Raw genomic sequence first — 16,915 nt, 5'->3', positions numbered from 1 at the left:
TCTGGCGCCCGGCATGTCTGTTTCAAGCTGCCGCTACAGACGTCCTTGCGATATCGACGTCCCGGTCGTTGACGGCAGCTGATTCAAAGCTCACGCCAGTATGCCTTGGCCCGTTCATGTCCACCACAGGATGCGATCAATATTCTGCATGTTTCCAATGCCGTTCACGGTTATCTGAAACTGTATTTATATCTGGAGGCAAGCTTAGATGGAATGGCGAGATTACTTTCCCAGGTCGCCGACCATTTGTTGATGTTCCTTCAGCGTCGGGAGCGTGGAAGCAGCCATTTCCTTGATCGGACCGTCCTCGCCGTTCGTCGAATAGGCGCTGAACAAGGCGACGGCCTCCTCATGGGCCTGTCGCTGCATCGCGACGTACTCGGCGTCGAAGTCGCCGTCGTCGGCTGCCGATAGTTCGTTCAACAGTTCCTGATGTCTGGCGTCGAGGCCTGTCGGGATGGCAAGCCCGCTCTTGGACTGCTCGACCGCCTGCTGCAATTTCACGGCAGCCTCGGAATGGTCGGCGTTCATTCGCCTCGCAAACTCACGCACGGCCTCGTCGGTCGATTTCGTCAGGGCGAGATTGCTCGTTTCGATTTCGAAGCTGTTGCCGACGGCCGCCAGCGGCACGAAGTCTGCGGCGGTCTTGACGTCCTGTGGCGCAGGCGTCGGTCCCTTGTCGGTGTCCATTGCGTTGGTGCCCATGGCTTCGCCGCCATCGGGCGTTCTCTCGCTCTGCGCGAAGGCCGGGAGGCTCGCTGCGAGGACGAAGGCCGTGATGGGTCCGAGGATTTTCCGCTGCATGGTCGCTCTCCCTGACGTTGTTGTCCCGGCCGACACGCGTCCAGGATTTGACTGTCAAGCAAGGAGCGGCATTCCTGGTTCCAGATCAGATGCTTAGTCTGGACCGGATCGGTCTTTGCCGGGTTCGCGCCAAGGGAGGGGCGCCGCTACGGGCGCCAGGTCGCAACCGTCCGCCTTCCACGAGCCGATCATCGGCCGGCAAAAGCGACAACTGGTGTTGTGATACGTCTTAAGGTGCTGATTATGCGGGATGTTTCATCCTGGATCGGTTCGCGTTCGCGTGCCGGTCCGTGCAAAAGTCATGCATCCTCGAAGCCCGCGCCATGGGCATTGACATAGATGGCGTAGATCGAGGTCTGGCCGGTAATGTAGAGCCGGTTTCGCTTGGCTCCGCCAAAAGTGAGATTCGAGACCAGCTCCGGAACCGGGATCTCGCCGAGATGGCTGCCGTCCGCTGCGTAGACCGAAACGCCTCGCGCCGTCGACGTCCAGACATTGCCCTCGCCATCGACCCGGAAGCCGTCGAAGAGGCCGGCAGGAGACGTGGCGAAAGTCGAGCCCTTGCCGGGCCTTCCGTCCGGCCCGATCGGATAGGCCTCGATCGTCACCGGATGATCGAGAACGTGGGTCGCTCCGGTATCGGCGACGTAGAGGATCGTCTCGTCCGGCGAGAAGGCGAGGCCGTTCGGTCGCAGCCGGTCCCGGATCATCGCTTCCACCGTGCCTGTTTCGGGATCGAAGCGGTAGACGTAGCTGCCCTCGAGCTCGGAGGTCGCGCGTTTGCCCTCGTAATGGCTGTCGATGCCGTAGGTTGGATCGGTGAACCAGATCGACCCGTCGGAATGAACGACGACGTCGTTGGGCGAGTTGAAGCGCTTTCCGTCGACCCTGTCGACGAGGCCCCGCCAGACGCCGTCATGGTCGAGCCGCGAAATCCGACGGCCGCCGTGCTCGCAGGCGATGACGCGGCCCTGATGATCGAGCGTGTGGCCGTTGTGAAAGCCGCAAGGGCGTTCGAACACCGAGACCGAGCCGTCGCATTCGTCGTAGCGCATCACGCGGTCGTTGGGGATGTCCGACCACAGCAGGCTCTTGGCCGCCGGAACATAGACCGGGCCCTCGACCCAGCGGCCGCCGGTCCACAGCTTTTCCAGCCGGGCGTGGAAGATGACGAGCTGCTTGAAGCGGTCGTCGTGGAAAATGTAGTCGCTCATGGGATGTCTCGTGGTCGTTCAACCCGGAACGATGGGGAGTGTGTCGGTCGAGCCGTCATCCGCGAATGCGGATCAAATAGTCATCGTCGAGGGTCGATGTCTCGGCAAGGAGTTCGAAACAGGCAGGAAGCGGCGACGCGAGGGGCCTCGCATCGCCGCCGGCCGAGGGCGCTATTCGACGCCCCAGATCTTCTTGTATTCGTCGCGATAGCCGTTGTCGGGGTCGAACTGGTTCTTCGGGCCGCCGTCACTGCCGATATTGTCCTTGGTGACCAGATGGATGCCCGGAACGAAGCCGGACCATTCCTGTCCTGCAAAGGCCCGGTTCAGTTCGTCGACGACCTGCCAGCCCTGCATGTTCAAGGGTTCGGGCACCGTCGCGCTCTGATAGTCGCCGGCCCGGATGCGCTGATAGGCCGATTCCGAGCCGTCGCCCGCCGAGATGTTGTGCGGCGCGCCGTCGCCGGGAATGCCGGCGGCCGAGAGCGCTGGGGGCATGAAGTCGTAATAGAGGTCGTTGATCGCCAGCGAGTGTGTCCATTTCTCGCCGTTCTGCTGCAGCAGCGTCGTCGTTAGCTGCGGGATGCGCGTCGAGACGTCGGCGAGCGGCGTGTCCTGGAACGACAGCACCTGACATTCGGCGCATTGCTTGATGACCTCCTCCATCGCGCGGCCCTTGGCGATGGCGACGGCATAGGTGGAATCGGCGAAGATGACGACGCCGGCCTTGCCATCGGAATCGGCGATCGCCTTCATCGCCGAGACCTTTGCGACTTCCGCCGAATCGGAGGTGACGTTGGCAAAGACCGGCGAATCTTCCATCGGGCCCGGTTTCGGCCCGGCATGCCAGCCGACGATGGTGATGCCCTGGTCCTTTGCGGCCTGAAGCGCGGCCTTCTGCTCGACGGCGTCGCTGCCCCCGACGACGATCGCGTCGGGCTTCAGGGCGACGGCCTGGCTGAGCGCCGAGGACTGGCCCGAAACGGTGCCTTGCCCGTCGATCTCGCGATAGGTCCAGCCGATCGCTTCGGCCGCTTCCTTGACGCCCTGCGCAACGCCGAGAATGCCGCCGTTTCGCATGTCGCCGGCGACATAGACGAGCGTCTTGCCCGTGGCGGCCTTCGGACCGCTGGTCGGGCCTTCCCATTTGGTCACCGGTGCCACCGCCTTTTCGACGACAGCCTTGGCCTCGTCGGTAAAGGCGTCGGCACGGGTGGGGCCCTGTGACAGGGTGAGGGCGGCGAGGCTTGCCGTCGCCAGTAACAGCCGTCTGGTGGTGATGCACGTCATGGGGTGGTTCCTCCCTTTGGCGACGGCTCGGAAATGGCCGTCTTTCTGGTATCCTGAAGACCGCTTTTGGCGCCGCGCTTGCGCTGGGCGTAGCCGGCAATGCCGATGGCGATCAGAAGCGTCATGCCGTTGAACATCGGCTCGACCCAGAACGAGCCGCCAAACTGCTGGATGCCGGAAATGCCGACGGCGAGGATGACGACGCCGATCACCGTGCCCCAGACATTGACCCGTCCGGGGCGGATGGTCGTCGAGCCGAGAAAGGCTCCGACGAGAGCCGGCAGGAGATATTCGAGCCCGACGCTCGCCTGGCCGATGCGCAGCTTGGAGGCGAGGAGAACGCCGGCCGCCGCCGTCAGGGCCCCCGAGGCGACGAACGCCCCGATGGTGAAACGCTTGACGTCGATCCCGTTCAGGGCCGCCGCGTTCGGATTGGCGCCGATGGCGTAGAGATAGCGGCCGGTCGGCGTGTATTCGAGCACGGCCCAGAGCACCAAGGCGACCAGAAGCACGTAGGCCCCGGCAATCGGCAGGCCGAAGAGCATCGTGCCGTTGATCGCCAGAAAGCCGGCCGGCAACATGCCGATGACCTGCCTGCCGCCCGTGTACCAGAGCGCGATCGCGTAGAGCACGGTGCCGGTCCCGAGCGTCGCGATGAAGCTGTCGATCTGCGCCACCTCGACGAGGAGCCCGTTCAGGAAGCCGACAAAGGCGCCGAGCAGAAGAACGATCAGGACTGCGAGGGGCCAAGGAATGCCGAAGACGGTCTGCAGGCTGATCGCCAGGATGTGCCAGATGACGATGGCATAGCCGACGGTCAGGTCGATCTTGCCGGCCGCCATCGGGATCATCGCTGCCAGCGCCAGCAGCGCGATCACGCCCTTGTCTGAGATCACCGAACGCAGATTGAGGAGCGTGGGGAAGGTGTTTGGGAGGATGATCGAGAACAGGACGATCAGGGCGAGGGTGATGATCGGTAGGCCGTAGACCGGCAGGAGCCGAAGGGCGGCCTCGCCACGGCCGAGCCCGTCAAGCTCGGCGCGCGTCGGCTCGAGCGCGTTCGATTTCAGCGAATTCATGTTCGTTTTCCTCCCGAAGACACCGTTTGGCGCCTTCCGCATTCATCGCATCCGGCTGCGGTCTCCCGTCCGCACCCGGCCCCGGTTCGGGGCTCGCTTCAACTCTTGTCGGTCTCCTTGGGGACTTGCCGTCCGGCTTGTCCCGTCATCTGCATCTCGTCTTTCCTAGGCTGCCTCCGAGGCGCTGGCAGCGGCGATCACCGCCTCCGTCGTCAGCGCATCGCCGTCGAGTTCGGCGGTAATCTTGCCGCGATTGAACACCAGCGCCCGGTGGCACAGGGTCGCGATCTCCTCGAAATCCGTCGAGACCACCAGAACAGAGAGGCCTTGCGCCATGGCCTTCTCGACCAGTCGGTAGATCTCCGCCTTGGCCCCGACGTCGACACCCGAAGTTGGGTCTTCGAGGATCAGAAGCCGCCGGCCTGTCGACAGCCAGCGGCCGACGACGACTTTCTGCTGGTTGCCGCCCGAAAGGCTCTCGATGGGAAGCTCCGGCCGGTTGGGGCGCAAGCCAACCGCCCGCCCGACTTCGCCCGCCCGCCGTGTTTCGGTCCGGCGCGACAGCACCGAGGCAAGGGTCCGGCCGGTGGCCTGCGGATTGAGGAAGACGTTCTCACGGATCGAAAGCGACCCGGCCACCGATTCCGCCGCGCGGTCTCGTGCCACGAGGCCGACCCCCGATGCGAGGGCGTGGCGCATGGTCGAAAGGTCGAGTTTCTCGCCGCCGATGCGGACCTCGCCGCTATGCTCTAGGGCCCCGAAGAGCGATCGGCCGATCTCTTCCTGGCCGGCACCGCGCAGGCCGACGAGGCCGAGGATCTCGCCGGGCCTGATGTCGAAATCCACCGGGCCGGCATGATCGCTGGCAAGATTGCGGACCGTGACGGTCCTCTTCTCGTCGTCGGGCCGCGTCTCGGGCACCTGCGGCTTCCGGAAGGATTGCAGGGTCCCCGCGCCGACGATCAGCTCGATCAGCTCGTCAGGCGTCGTCTTGGCGACCGGTTGCGCCCCCGCCAGCAGACCGTCGCGAAGGACGACGACGCGATCGGCGATGCGGAAGATTTCGTCGAGCCGGTGCGAGACATAGATGATGCCGACCCCTTTGGCCTTCAGGCGACGCACGGCGGAAAAAAGCGTCTCCACCTCGTCGGCCGGCAGGCTGGCGGTCGGCTCGTCGAGGACGAGAAAGTCGCAATCCGTGCCGATCACCCGCGCGATGGCGACCAGCGACTTTTCGGTACGCGAGAGGCTGGAGACCCGGGTCTGGGGATCGATGTCGCAACCGATCTGAAAAAGCGCCGACGCGGCGCGCCGGTCGGCCTCGGCCCAGTCGATCGCCCCGAAACGCCGGTTGCCGCGACGTGGATAGCCGTTGACCATGGCGACGTTCTCGGCAACCGTCATCCACTCGATCAGTCCGAGATCCTGATGAACGAAGGCGACCGCCTGGGCCGCGCCGGTGCGGCGCTGGGATTTGTGGAGATAGTCCGCGCCGTCGATCGTCACCCGACCGCCATCGGCCGTGTAGACGCCCCCGAGGATCTTGATGAGGGTCGATTTGCCGGCGCCGTTTTCGCCGAGCAGCGCGACGACCTCGCCGGATGTCACCTCGAAGCCGACGCCCTTGAGCGCCTCGGTGCCGCCGAACCGCTTGCGGACGTCGTTGAACACGAGCTGCGACACCGGTTTTCTCCCGTGACCGTCAGTGGCGATGATATCTGGAACCGGAGCAAGTGCAACGGCTCGTCGTGACAATCCTTTCGAGCGGACGTCCCGGCCAGTCTCCGGGCGCCGAGAGGTCGCGGCCATGGCTGCGCGACGATTTCAGTCCCGGCCCGTCTCAGACCTGCGGTCGTTCGATGGAGGCGAGGAGCGTCTGGCGAGCCGTTGCCAGATGGGCCCTTGCGGCGATCTCGATCCGCGCCGGCTCCTGCGAGCGAAGCGCTGCGATATAGGCGAGGTGCTCGCCGATCGCCGCCTCGTTGCGCTGGCGTTCGAAACGCTTGTTCCACTGGTAATGGTAGTGGAAGACGAAGGAGATGAGGTTCTGGAACTCCAGAGCGAAACGGTTTTGGCTCTGCGCGACGATGGTCGCGTGGAACCGGTCGTCGAGCGCGGAGAAGTCGTGGAAGGAGACCTCGATTTCGTCGAGGATCCGGTGATGTTCGCGTTCCATCGCCTCGAGTTCTGCCCAGACCGGATGCTCTCCGCCCAGCGCGGCGAAGCGGAGCGCGGCGTCGATCTCGATCATCTGGCGAAAATCCGAAAGCTCCATGGCATATTGCGGGGTGAAGCCGTCGAGCATCCATCCGTCGCGCCCCTCGCGTCGCACGAGGCCGAACCGGCTGAACCCGCTGAGAAATTCGGTCACCGACGAGGGGCTGACGGAAAAGCGCCGCGACAGGTCGCGCACGTTGAGCCGGGTGTCTGGCGGTACGTCCCGGCGCAGGATCCATTCCAGAAAGGCCCGCTCGACCTTTTCACTGCCGGATCGCAGCTCGGTCAGAGAAAAGCGGTCCGAGGGGAGTGGACGGCGCAGGAGATCCTTCCGTCGCCCGCGCCAGTCGACGATCTTGGCTTCGTCGAGTTCCCGGAGGACCGAGCGCGCGACAGTCCGGCTGACGGAGAGCCAGTCCGCAATCACCGCCTCGGACGGAAGCGGCGTCTCTTCCGGCCAGGTGTCCAGCCGGGCGAGAAGCGCATTGTAGGCGGTCTTGAAACGGGTGTTGGTCCTGGCCACGACTTTCGTACCGTCCATCCAGTCGATTGATATTTAGCGCATTTTTCCGGATTGTACGGAAATAATTAAAAACCATTGACCGCATTTGCAGCGACTGTCTAGTCTTTCGTCCGGGAGGCCCGGCAGGCTGAATGCCAGTCGGGTGAAAGACCTTCGGCGAAGATCTTGCGCAGCGTGTCGTGCTGCGACGGTCGCGGCGGGGCGAATGGGAGACTGTGGATGAGCCAGGTCGAAGGCTCGACATCCAAGCCAGGCGATCTCGACCTGATCGGCATCGCCGCGTCGCTTCCCCGGCAGGGGGACCTGATCCAGAAGCTTTCGGCGCTGGCGACGCTGGTCGTCCTGGTGATCGCCTTTTCCTTCGTCAACGGCGCCTTCCTGTCATCGGCCAATGCGATGACGATCCTGCTGCAGACGGCGGTGATCGGCCTGCTCGGCCTCGGCATGACGGTGGTCATCATCACCGGCGGGATCGATCTTTCGGTGGGCTCCGTGCTGGCGCTGTCCGGCGTCGCGGCCGGTCTTCTGGTCAAGGCGGGATGGTCCGTGCCAGTCGGGTTTGCCGGCGGCGTCGCGGTCGGCACCTTCTGCGGCTTCCTCAACGGCCTCATCGTCACGAAGCTGAGGATCACGCCCTTCATCGCGACGCTCGGCATGATGCTGATTGCCCGGGGGGTCGCGCTACAGATCACCGGCGCCGCACCGGTCTCGCAACTCGGCGATGCCTTCGGCCGGCTCGGCAACGGCGCGCTTTTCCGGATCGTCGAAAAGGCGCCCAACGGCTTTCCGAAGGTGGTGTTTCCCGGCATTCCCTATCCGGCGATCCTGCTTCTCGTTGCCGCCGTGATCATCGCCTATGTGCTGCACAAGCGCGGCATCGGCCGGCATGTCTATGCCGTCGGCTCGAACGAGGAGGCGGCGCATCTTTCGGGCGTCAGCGTCTGGCGCACCAAGCTCTTTGCCTATTCGCTGTCGGGCTTCATGGCCGGTCTCGCCGGCCTCGTCCTGATGTCGCGGCTGGTCACGGCGCAGCCGAGCGAGGGCGTCATGGCCGAGCTCGACGCGATCGCGGCAGCCGTCATCGGCGGCGCCTCGCTGATGGGCGGCGCCGGGACGATCTCCGGCACGATGATCGGCGCCTTCATCATCGGCATCCTGCGCAATGGCCTGAACATGGCCGGGGTGTCGTCCTTCATCCAGCAGATCGTCATCGGCTGCGTCGTCATCGGCGCCGTCTATGTCGATCAGCTGCGCAACCGGCGGTGAGGCGGCACGGGAGGTGCCGGCCATCGCAGCAAACTGGGAACGAACGGCCGCTTCGGCCGCATAACGGGAGGAACAGGCATGAATTTCATCGGGAAACTCGCAGCCGCGACCATTCTGGCGGGTGTCGCGACGGCCTTCGCGGGAGCCGCCTCGGCGCAGGAGATCGCGGTCATCGTCAAGACCAACTCCTCGAACTTCTGGCAGAACGTCAACAAGGGCGCGTCCGCCGCGATCAAGAAGCACGACGGCTATACGATGAGCTTCGACGGGCCGGCGACGGAGTCGGCGATTTCCGACGAGGTCAATCTCGTCGAGAACGCCATCAATCGCGGCGTCAAGGGCATCGTGCTCGCGCCCTCCGACCCCGAGGCGCTGATCCCGCCGGTGAAGCGCGCCTATGAGAACGGCATTCCGGTCGTCATCATCGACAGCCTCCTCGCCGATGGCGGCAAGGAATATTACCAGTCCTTCCTTTCCACCGACAACAAGGCGGCCGGGGAGGCGATGGCGAAAGAGATGATCGACCGCGTCGGCAAGACCGGCAACATCGCCGTCATGTCCTACGTGCCGGGCGTTGGTTCGGAGATCGGCCGCGTCGGCGGCTTCAAGGACTATATCGCCAAGAACTCCGACCTGAAGATCGTCTCGACGCTCTACTCTCAGTCGCAGATGGCCACCGCCTTGAACCAGACAACCGACACACTGGCCGCCAATCCCGACCTCAAGGGCATCTTCGGCGCCAACGAGCCGACGGCCGTCGGCATGGGCCGGGCGATCGAGCAGGCCGGCAAGAAGGGCCAGATCGTCGCGCTGGGCTTTGACGGCAACGAGGACCTGCAGGCCATGGTGAGAGACGGGACACTCGACGCCATCGCCGTCCAGGGCTCGTTTCAGATGGGCGAGAAGGGCGTCGATACGGTCATCGACCTGATCGAGGGCAAGACTGTCGAGCCCTTCGTCAATACCGGCGTCGTCATCGTCACCAAGGACAATATCGACAGCCCGGAAGCCCAGAACGTCCTCTACTGAGGCGGCTTTCGCGAGATCGCTGCGGGCGGCGTGTCGGCGCCGTCCGCGCCTTCCGAAACACGCGGCGCCACTTTTCCGCCTCAAGGCGACGAAGGGCAGCCGGTCAACCAAGGCTCGATCATGCAGAATGGCGCAACGCCGCTCGTCGAGATGCGGCACATTTCCAAGCATTTCGGCGGGCTCCACGCCGTCCGGGACGTGTCGATTTCGCTCAATCCCGGCGAGGTCGTGGGTGTTCTCGGCCACAACGGCGCGGGCAAGTCCTGCCTGATGCGCATTTTGTCCGGCGCGATGGCCGCCTCGTCCGGCGAGATTTTCCTGCGCGGCGAGAAGATCGAGATCCCGACGCCCTCGGCGGCGCGCGATCATGGCATCGAGACGATCTACCAGACGCTGGCGCTGGCCGACCATCTCGACGCGCCGGCCAATCTCTTTCTCGGGCGCGAACTCAAGACCTGGCTCGGAAATCTCGACAAGAAGCGCATGCTGCGCGAGGCCGAGAGCGTGCTCCACCGGCTCAATCCCAATTTCAAGAACCTCACCGTGCCGGTCAGCGCCATGTCGGGCGGCCAGCGCCAGGTGATCGCCATCGCGAGGGCCATCCATTTCGAGGCGAAGGTGCTGATCATGGACGAGCCGACGGCGGCGCTCGGTCCCTCCGAGACCGAGATGGTCTCGAGCCTCGTCGAAAAGCTGCGATCGGAGGGGATCGGCATCTTCCTCGTCTGCCACGACATGCACGACGTGTTCCGGCTCTGCGACCGGGTGATGGTGATGAACAACGGCCGCAATGTCGGCGACTACGCCATCGATCAGGTGTCGAAAGACGACGTCCTCAGCCTGATCATCAAGGGCGAACTGCCCGCCGACTGGAGCGACCGCCGTGCAGCATGAGAGCGATGAAGCCGGGCCCGAGGACGGCGAGGGAGAGACCATGCAGGCCCTCGTCGTCGAGGCGCCTGGCCGGCTGCGGCTGGATGCGCGGCCAAGGCCCGAGAGCGCGCCGGACGGCTGGGTGTTGGTCGACATCGCCCGCGTCGGCATCTGCGGCACCGACTACCACATCATCGCGGGCAACCAGCCCTTCTTCGACTATCCCCGCGTCATCGGCCACGAACTCAGCGGCCGCGTCGTGGAAGCGGGCGCCGGCTTCGGCAAGGACGAGCTCGTCATCGTCAACCCGTATCTGTCCTGCGGCACCTGCCGGGCGTGCCGGCGCGGCAGGCCGAACTGCTGCACGAACATCGCCGTCCTCGGCGTTCACAGGGACGGCGGGCTGACCGAGCGGATCGCCGTGCCGGCGGGCAATCTCTATCCTGCCGGCGATCTCAGCCCCGACGAGGCGGCGATGGTCGAGTTTCTGGCCATCGGCGCTCATGCCGTGCGCCGCTCCGGCCTGACCGCCAAAGACCGGGTGCTCGTCGTCGGCCTCGGCCCGATCGGCCTTGGCACCGCGCTCTTCGCCGAGGGGCAGGGCGCAGAGGTCCATCTCCTCGACGCCAATGCGGCGCGGCTTGCGACGCTGCGCGCAAATTTTGGCTTCGAACACGCCCATCTCCTGTCGGACGGTTCGGGCGCCCTTTTGGCCGCAACCGGGGGAGACGGTTTCGATGTCGTCTTCGACGCGACCGGCAGTGCCCGCGCGATCGAGGCCGGCTTTGCTCTCGTCGGCCATGGCGGCACCTATGTTCTCGTCAGCGTCGTCAAGGACCGGATCAGCTTTCTCGATCCCGAATTCCACAAGCGCGAAATGACGCTGATGGGCAGCCGCAACGCCACGCGCGAGGATTTCGAGACGGTGAAGACCGCGCTTTCGAACGGCGCCATCGATGCCGCGAAGCTCAAGACCCATTCCGCGACATGGGGCGAAGTCGCCGCCGTCCTGGCAGAATGGAGCGCCGATCGCGGCGAGATCGTCAAGGCGATCGTCACGGTCGCCGATTGATCACGTCCGCGCGTCGTTGCGGGGTCGAGGCGATACGGGCGAAGCGATCACCCGCATCCGTACGAGCTGCAAAGGCCAAGGCTCAGCCCAGCGACACGGTCATTGGATCATAGGCGTAGACCCAGGCGGGATCCTCCGGCTCCTTGAGCCAGGTGTTGGCGTTGGAGATCGTCTGCACCTTGGTCGCGCGATCGCGCCGGGCCTCCTCGTAGATCCGGAAAGCCTCTTCATAGTTCTCTTCGCCCGTCTCCGTCAATGAGCGGGCCAGGACGGCGGCGTCCTCGATCGCCATGCAGGCGCCCTGGGCCATGTGCGGGCGCATCGGGTGGCAGGCGTCGCCCAGAAGACAGAGGCGTCCGCGGCTCCACAGGTTGAGCGGATCGCGGTTGAGGAACGGCCATTTCGTCACCTCTTCCGTGGCGTCGATCAGGGCGTTCACCACCGGATGCGAACTGCCGAAGATCGCCTCCATCTCCTCGCGCGAAGAATCGACGAAGCTCGCCTCGTGCTCCCAGCCATCCACCGGCACGCCGGTGACGTAGTAATATTCGGAATGGTCCCGCTTCGTGGCATAGGCCATGATATGGCGCGACGCCTCCCACCACCATTTGACGCAGGGCTCGAATTCGAGACCCGAGGCGCGCAGCTTGTCCATGTTGATCAGCGCGCGGTGGCCGATCCAGCCGGAAAAGCGCGGCTTCTCGACGCCGAGCAGCTTCTCGCGGATCGCCGAATTGATGCCGTCGGCGCCGATTACCAACCCCGCCGCGATCTGCTGGCCATTCTCGAAGGAGAGCAGGACCTCGTCCTCGCGCTCCTCGATATCGACGAGCTTGTAGCCGAAATGCACCCGATCCTGCGGCAGCGCCTCGATCTGGACGGCATGCATGTCGCCGCGATGGATGGTGATATAGGGGGCGCCGTATTCCTTTTTGGCGAAGTCGCCGAGGCGGATCTTCGACAGATACTCGCCGGTATTGCCATCGCGCGAGAACCAGTAATCGGGGTGCGAGCCGACATCGGCGAGATGCTGCTCCAGCCCGATCTCGCGAAAGATCTTCATCACGTTCGGGCCGATGTGGATGCCCGCGCCCAGCCGCGTGAATTCCGGCGCCTGTTCGAAGGTGTGGACCGCAAAGCCCGCCTTGTAGAGGAGGGCCATGGCGGCGGCGCCCCCGAGCCCCGCACCGATGATCGCGATGTCGACTTTTTCGATGGTAGTCATGGCACTGTCCTGTCACTCGAATATTTGTTTGTATACTAACAAATATTCGATCGGTGTAAAGCCCCGTGCGAGCCGGCCCGGCTGTCAGCGGATTCCGGACGGTTGCGCCGGGCTGGTCTCCTCAAGGCCGGCGGCCCTTTTCGGCCGGTAGCGAGCCTGCACATAGGCCGCCAGATCGTCGATCTGCCGGACCGTGAGTTCCCTGCCGAAAGCTGGCATGTCGCGGGTGTCGAGCGAAAGCGGCGCCTCGATGCCGTCGCGGACGACGGTGCGGATCGCCTCAAGATCGCCCGAGCGAAGCGCCGGCGTGCGCGACAAAGGAATCTGCGCTGCTGTCGCGAGGTTGCTGATCGCCGGTTCGTGGCAGGACGCGCATGCGCTCTCGAACAGGCGGTGAACCGCGTCGGGCAAAATCGTCGGCACCGAAACCGGCCGCGGAGACGGGGAGCCGGGATCGGTCGCGGCAATATCGGATGCCGTCACAGAGCTGCCTTGGGAAAGTGATGCGAGATAGACCGCCATCGAGCGGATATCGGCGTCGGGCAGCGCCTTCAGATTGGCGACGACGTCTGCCATCGGGCCGGCCGCGGCGGCAAGGCCGTGGGCACTTCCGTTCCGCAGATACTCATAGAAGCTCTCATCGTTCCAACCGAAGCCTGTCGCCTCGGGACCTGCGATCGCCGGAGCATACCAGCCCTTGACGAGTGCGCCGGTGAGCGCCTTCTCGCCCGTCTTTTCGGCACCGAGCGCGTTGCGCGGAGAGTGGCAGACGCTGCAATGGCCCGCCGCCTCGACGAGATAACGCCCGCGATTCCATTCCGCGCTCTGTTCGGGCTGGGGCTCGAGCGGTCTCGCATCGTGAAAGATCGCGTTCCAGGCGGCATTCAGCGGCCGCAGATTGAACGGCACGGCCATCTCAGCGCTTGGCGTTGCCTTCGTCACGGGCTCGAGCGTCTGCAGATAGGCGTAAAGGGCGAACATGTCGTCGCCGGTCATCTTCGCAAAGGAGGTGTAAGGGAAGGCCGGATAAAGGTTCGTCCCGTCGCGGGAAATGCCTTGGCGCATGGCCCGCTCGAAGGCCGCGTAGCTCCAGTTTCCAAGGCCCGTCTCAGGGTCGGGCGTGATGTTCGACGTGTAGATCCGGCCGAAGGACGTCTCGACCGCCAGTCCGCCTGCATTGGCCGCGCCACCTTCGGCCGTATGGCAGTCGGCGCAGTTGCCCGCGGCAAAGACGTCCCGTCCTTTCGCGATAAGCTCCGGCGAGAAGCTCGCGGCGCCGGGAGCGGCCGCCGGCGGGATCGCGCGGTGGATCGGCAGGGCCAGCGCTCCCGCCGTCAGCGAGCCGCCAAGCAGTGCGGCAAGGCCGACGCCTTTCGCGCCGAGCCTTTTTGCCGAAAGGCGCTGGCGCCAACCGGGTCTGGCCACCGGGCCGGCGAGGGCGGCTTCCGGCGCTCCGTCGTGAATGCCGAGCGCCGCACGCATTTTTTCGGGCGTGAACGGCGCCTCGCGCATCCGGACGCCCGTCGCATCGAAGATGGCGTTGGCGATCGCGGCGGCAGCCGGCACGGCGGCGCTTTCGCCGACGCCGAGCGCCGGATCGCCGGAGCGCTCGACCAGCATCGTCTCGATCTCGGGCGTCTCGGGAAACGTCTGCAGCGGGTAGGTCGCCCAGCTCTTCGGCGTCACGGTGACCTCGTCGAAGCTGAGGTTTTCCTTCAGGACGCGCCCGGCCGTCTGGTTGACGTTGCCGTGGATCTGGTGGCGAACGCCGTCCGGATTGATGACGAGGCCCTGATCCTGGCCGACGAAGACACGGGTCAGCGAAACTTCGCCGGTCTCCATGTCGACCGCGACGTCGCAGACCCAGGCCGCCGCCGCCGCCGCCGTTCCCGGAAACGTACCGTGCACATAGGTCGCAAAAGCAAAGCCCTGACCATAGGCCATGCGGCCTTCGCGCCGTTTGCGCGGGGCCGTCCTTGGTTCCCATCCGCCCTTTTCGGCGCTTTCGCGCATCAGCTGCGCCGTGCGGGGATCGTCGATATGGGCGAGCCGGAAGGCGACGGGATCCTCGCCGGCCTCGAACGCCATCTCGTCGACGAAGCTCTCATGGGCGAAGGTGTTGGGCAGGGCCGAAACCCCACGCATCCAGGCGGCGCGCACGATCGGCGCCACGTCGTGGACGGTGATCTTCTTGTGGGGGATGCGGTAGGGCGGGATGATCGTCCGGTCGCCCATGTCCGAGGGGCGGGGCTCGGGCGAGATCGTGCCGGTCAGAAGCAGCGCCAGATTCGGTCCGCGATTGGAAGGATACCACGAGTCGAGGCCGTAGGCGTTGAGCGCGCCGTCCTTCAGCCCGCCCTCGACATCCATGATCTGCGCCGCACCCTTCGGCTCCCACAGATGCTCCTGTTCGCGCGTCAGTTGCACCCGGACCGGGCGCCCGACCGCCCTTGAAAGGAACAGCGCGTCGCCGCACACGTCGTCGGCGCAGTTGCGGCCATAGCAGCCGGCGGCCTGATAGCGGCGGATGTCGATCCGCGCTTCGGCAAGCGCCATCAGCTGCGCGAGATCGTGCCTGAGCATGTGGGGGTTCTGCGTTCCCGACCAGACGACGGGTTCACCGTCGTTCCAGTCGGCGATCGCGCAGGACGGGCCGATCGACGCGTGCATGTGGTACGGCCACACATAGCTGCGCGAAAGCCGCTTGTCGCATTCGGCGATGCCCGCGGCAAAGTCGCCAGTCGCGTCGCAGGATCGCGGCTTGGACGGCTGCGCGCGGATCGTATCGGCGAGGCTTGCCATGTCCGGCAGAGGCGGCGGCGTCAGCCACCGGGCCGGCAGTGCCGCGGCGATCCGTTCGGCCTGGTCGGCGCGCTCGGCGACGACGCCGAGAAAGTCACCCTGCCGCACGACGGCTACGAAGCCCGGCATGTCCCGCACCGCCGTCTCGTCGAATGACAGGAGGCTTTTCCCGATGAACTCGCCGCTGTCGCGGCCGGCATAGGGCGGCCGGACCATGTGGCCGTGGACCATGTTCTCGACGAAGATGTCGTGAACATAAGGATGCGTGCCGGTCACCTTCGCCGGAAGATCGACGCGCGGGGTCGATTTTCCGACGACACAGTAGTCCTCCGGGCGCTTCACCGGCGTAAGGAGATCGAGCCTGAGAGCGATGTCTTCGCCGGCAATCAGGCTCTCATAGCTGACCCTGGCATCCTTGAAGCGCACTTCGCCGGCCTCGAGCGTGACGCCCTGCGGCGAAGCGTTCAGCCGGCGCGCACCGCGTAAGGCGAGTTCGCGCCGGATCTGGGCTGCCGAATGGCGCAGCGGCACGGCCGCGACCTGGATCGTTTCCGAGGCGATCGTCGCTCCCTGGTTGGGGGTCCGTTCAGTGTCGCCAAGCACCATCCTGACGCGCTGGACGGGCAGGTCGAGCTCTTCGGCGACGATCTGCGCGAGCGCCGTCTCGATGCCGGTGCCGAGATCGACATGGCCGTTGAAACCGATTGCAACGCCCGAAGTGTCGAAGGTGAGGAAAACCTCGCGCGGTCCGAGATCGTCGCGAAAGACGGCGATGCGTCCGAACTGTGACGTCACGCGCGGGGTCCCTCGCTGCGGCGAGCATCTGCGCCGCCGTCGCTGAAAGGCTCGCCGTCTCCGGCTTTGGCCGGCCTTTCCCGCCGCATCAGTTCTGAAGCCCGCATCACCGAGGCGATGATCTCCTTGTGTGTGCCGCACCGGCAAAGATTATGTTTGAGCGCGTCCCGCACCCTGGCCTCGCTGGGATCGCTTTCGTTTTCGAGCAAGGCGACCGCCGTCATGACCATGCCGCTGAGACAGTAGCCGCACTGGGCGCCTGCCGCGTCGACGAAACCCTGCTGCACGGGATGAAGCGTGCCCGACACGGGATCTGAGAGACCTTCCAGCGTCACGATCTCGGCGCCGTTCGCCTTGGCCGCGCGCATCACGCAGCTGCGGGCCGGTGCGCCGCCGACGAGCACCGTGCACGCCCCGCATTGGGCAAGTCCGCAGCCGTATTTCGGGCCGGTGACGCGCAGATCGCTTCGCAGAACGTCGAGCAGGGTTCGGCGCTCGTCGATCGTGAGGGCGTGATGCGCGCCATTCACTGTGACTTCGATCGAGCGGTTCATGGTGAACACTCCCGTAGGGCGACCCCTTCGGGAAGGAGTCGTCGGTGATCTCAAATTTTGCTTGTGTACAAACAATCTGAAATCGGGAAGGCTTGCAACCCTCCCTCCGGTTTGACGCGGGGAGGCAACGGTCGCCGGGCGCTTGCCGTGGTGCTGACGACATGGCAACGAG

General features: G+C 65.1%; 13 protein-coding genes and 1 pseudogene. 4 read left to right on the top strand and 10 right to left on the bottom strand.

From position 1 onward, the window contains the following. Positions 1 to 222: 222 nt before the first annotated feature. The 6 genes from J6595_RS15235 to J6595_RS15210 form a co-directional block, all read right to left on the bottom strand. The gene (locus J6595_RS15235) at positions 223 to 804 is read right to left on the bottom strand and encodes a DUF4142 domain-containing protein (RefSeq protein ID WP_209595427.1); all 582 of its coding nucleotides are present in this window, start codon (positions 802 to 804) and stop codon (positions 223 to 225) included. Between the two features lie 299 nt (positions 805 to 1,103). Further along, the gene (locus tag J6595_RS15230; protein WP_209595426.1) at positions 1,104 to 2,018 is read right to left on the bottom strand and encodes an SMP-30/gluconolactonase/LRE family protein; all 915 of its coding nucleotides are present in this window, start codon (positions 2,016 to 2,018) and stop codon (positions 1,104 to 1,106) included. 171 nt (positions 2,019 to 2,189) lie between these two features. Continuing rightward, positions 2,190 to 3,299, bottom strand: coding sequence for an ABC transporter substrate-binding protein (locus J6595_RS15225; RefSeq protein ID WP_209595480.1), 1,110 nt, complete (start codon positions 3,297 to 3,299; stop codon positions 2,190 to 2,192). Positions 3,300 to 3,304: 5 nt separating this feature from the next. After that, a complete protein-coding gene (locus J6595_RS15220; protein ID WP_209595425.1) occupies positions 3,305 to 4,387 on the bottom strand; it encodes an ABC transporter permease in 1,083 nt (360 codons plus the stop codon). Positions 4,388 to 4,552: 165 nt separating this feature from the next. Then, a complete protein-coding gene (locus J6595_RS15215; protein ID WP_342453214.1) occupies positions 4,553 to 6,070 on the bottom strand; it encodes a sugar ABC transporter ATP-binding protein in 1,518 nt (505 codons plus the stop codon). Between the two features lie 157 nt (positions 6,071 to 6,227). Beyond that, positions 6,228 to 7,145: a GntR family transcriptional regulator gene (locus tag J6595_RS15210; protein ID WP_209595423.1), complete on the bottom strand. Its 918-nt coding sequence runs from the start codon at positions 7,143 to 7,145 to the stop codon at positions 6,228 to 6,230. A gap of 201 nt (positions 7,146 to 7,346) precedes the next feature. Between J6595_RS15210 and J6595_RS15205 the strand changes: the two genes are divergently transcribed. The 4 genes from J6595_RS15205 (at position 7,347) to J6595_RS15190 (ending at position 11,367) form a co-directional block, all read left to right on the top strand. Next, positions 7,347 to 8,393: an ABC transporter permease gene (locus J6595_RS15205; RefSeq protein ID WP_209595422.1), complete on the top strand. Its 1,047-nt coding sequence runs from the start codon at positions 7,347 to 7,349 to the stop codon at positions 8,391 to 8,393. 87 nt (positions 8,394 to 8,480) lie between these two features. After that, complete coding sequence (locus tag J6595_RS15200) at positions 8,481 to 9,422, top strand: ABC transporter substrate-binding protein (protein WP_425342160.1); 942 nt, start codon at positions 8,481 to 8,483, stop codon at positions 9,420 to 9,422. A gap of 120 nt (positions 9,423 to 9,542) precedes the next feature. Continuing rightward, complete coding sequence (locus J6595_RS15195; RefSeq protein ID WP_209595420.1) at positions 9,543 to 10,316, top strand: ATP-binding cassette domain-containing protein; 774 nt, start codon at positions 9,543 to 9,545, stop codon at positions 10,314 to 10,316. Positions 10,317 to 10,356: 40 nt separating this feature from the next. Beyond that, the gene (locus J6595_RS15190) at positions 10,357 to 11,367 is read left to right on the top strand and encodes a zinc-binding alcohol dehydrogenase family protein (protein ID WP_209595479.1); all 1,011 of its coding nucleotides are present in this window, start codon (positions 10,357 to 10,359) and stop codon (positions 11,365 to 11,367) included. Between the two features lie 82 nt (positions 11,368 to 11,449). Here the strand turns inward: J6595_RS15190 and J6595_RS15185 are convergent, their stop codons facing one another. From J6595_RS15185 to J6595_RS22570, 4 genes and pseudogenes are all read right to left on the bottom strand, one after another. Continuing rightward, on the bottom strand, positions 11,450 to 12,592 hold the full coding sequence (locus J6595_RS15185; RefSeq protein WP_209595419.1) for an FAD-dependent monooxygenase: 1,143 nt from the start codon (positions 12,590 to 12,592) through the stop codon (positions 11,450 to 11,452). An 84-nt stretch (positions 12,593 to 12,676) separates the two neighbouring features. Next, positions 12,677 to 13,114, bottom strand: a complete 438-nt coding sequence (locus J6595_RS22575) for a c-type cytochrome (RefSeq protein ID WP_245198499.1) — start codon at positions 13,112 to 13,114, stop codon at positions 12,677 to 12,679. Positions 13,115 to 13,552: 438 nt separating this feature from the next. Beyond that, positions 13,553 to 16,195, bottom strand: a pseudogene (locus tag J6595_RS15180) (xanthine dehydrogenase family protein molybdopterin-binding subunit); the annotation flags it as partial. Then, positions 16,186 to 16,743, bottom strand: coding sequence for a (2Fe-2S)-binding protein (locus J6595_RS22570; protein WP_245198470.1), 558 nt, complete (start codon positions 16,741 to 16,743; stop codon positions 16,186 to 16,188). The pseudogene J6595_RS15180 and the gene J6595_RS22570, both read right to left, overlap by 10 nt. Between the last annotated feature and the right edge of the window lie 172 nt (positions 16,744 to 16,915).

Origin of the sequence: Jiella mangrovi (genome assembly GCF_017815135.1) — a bacterium.
GTDB lineage: Bacteria > Pseudomonadota > Alphaproteobacteria > Rhizobiales > Rhizobiaceae > Jiella > Jiella mangrovi.
Note: the sequence above shows the minus strand (reverse complement) of the source record. Positions and strands in the feature narration are given on the sequence as shown.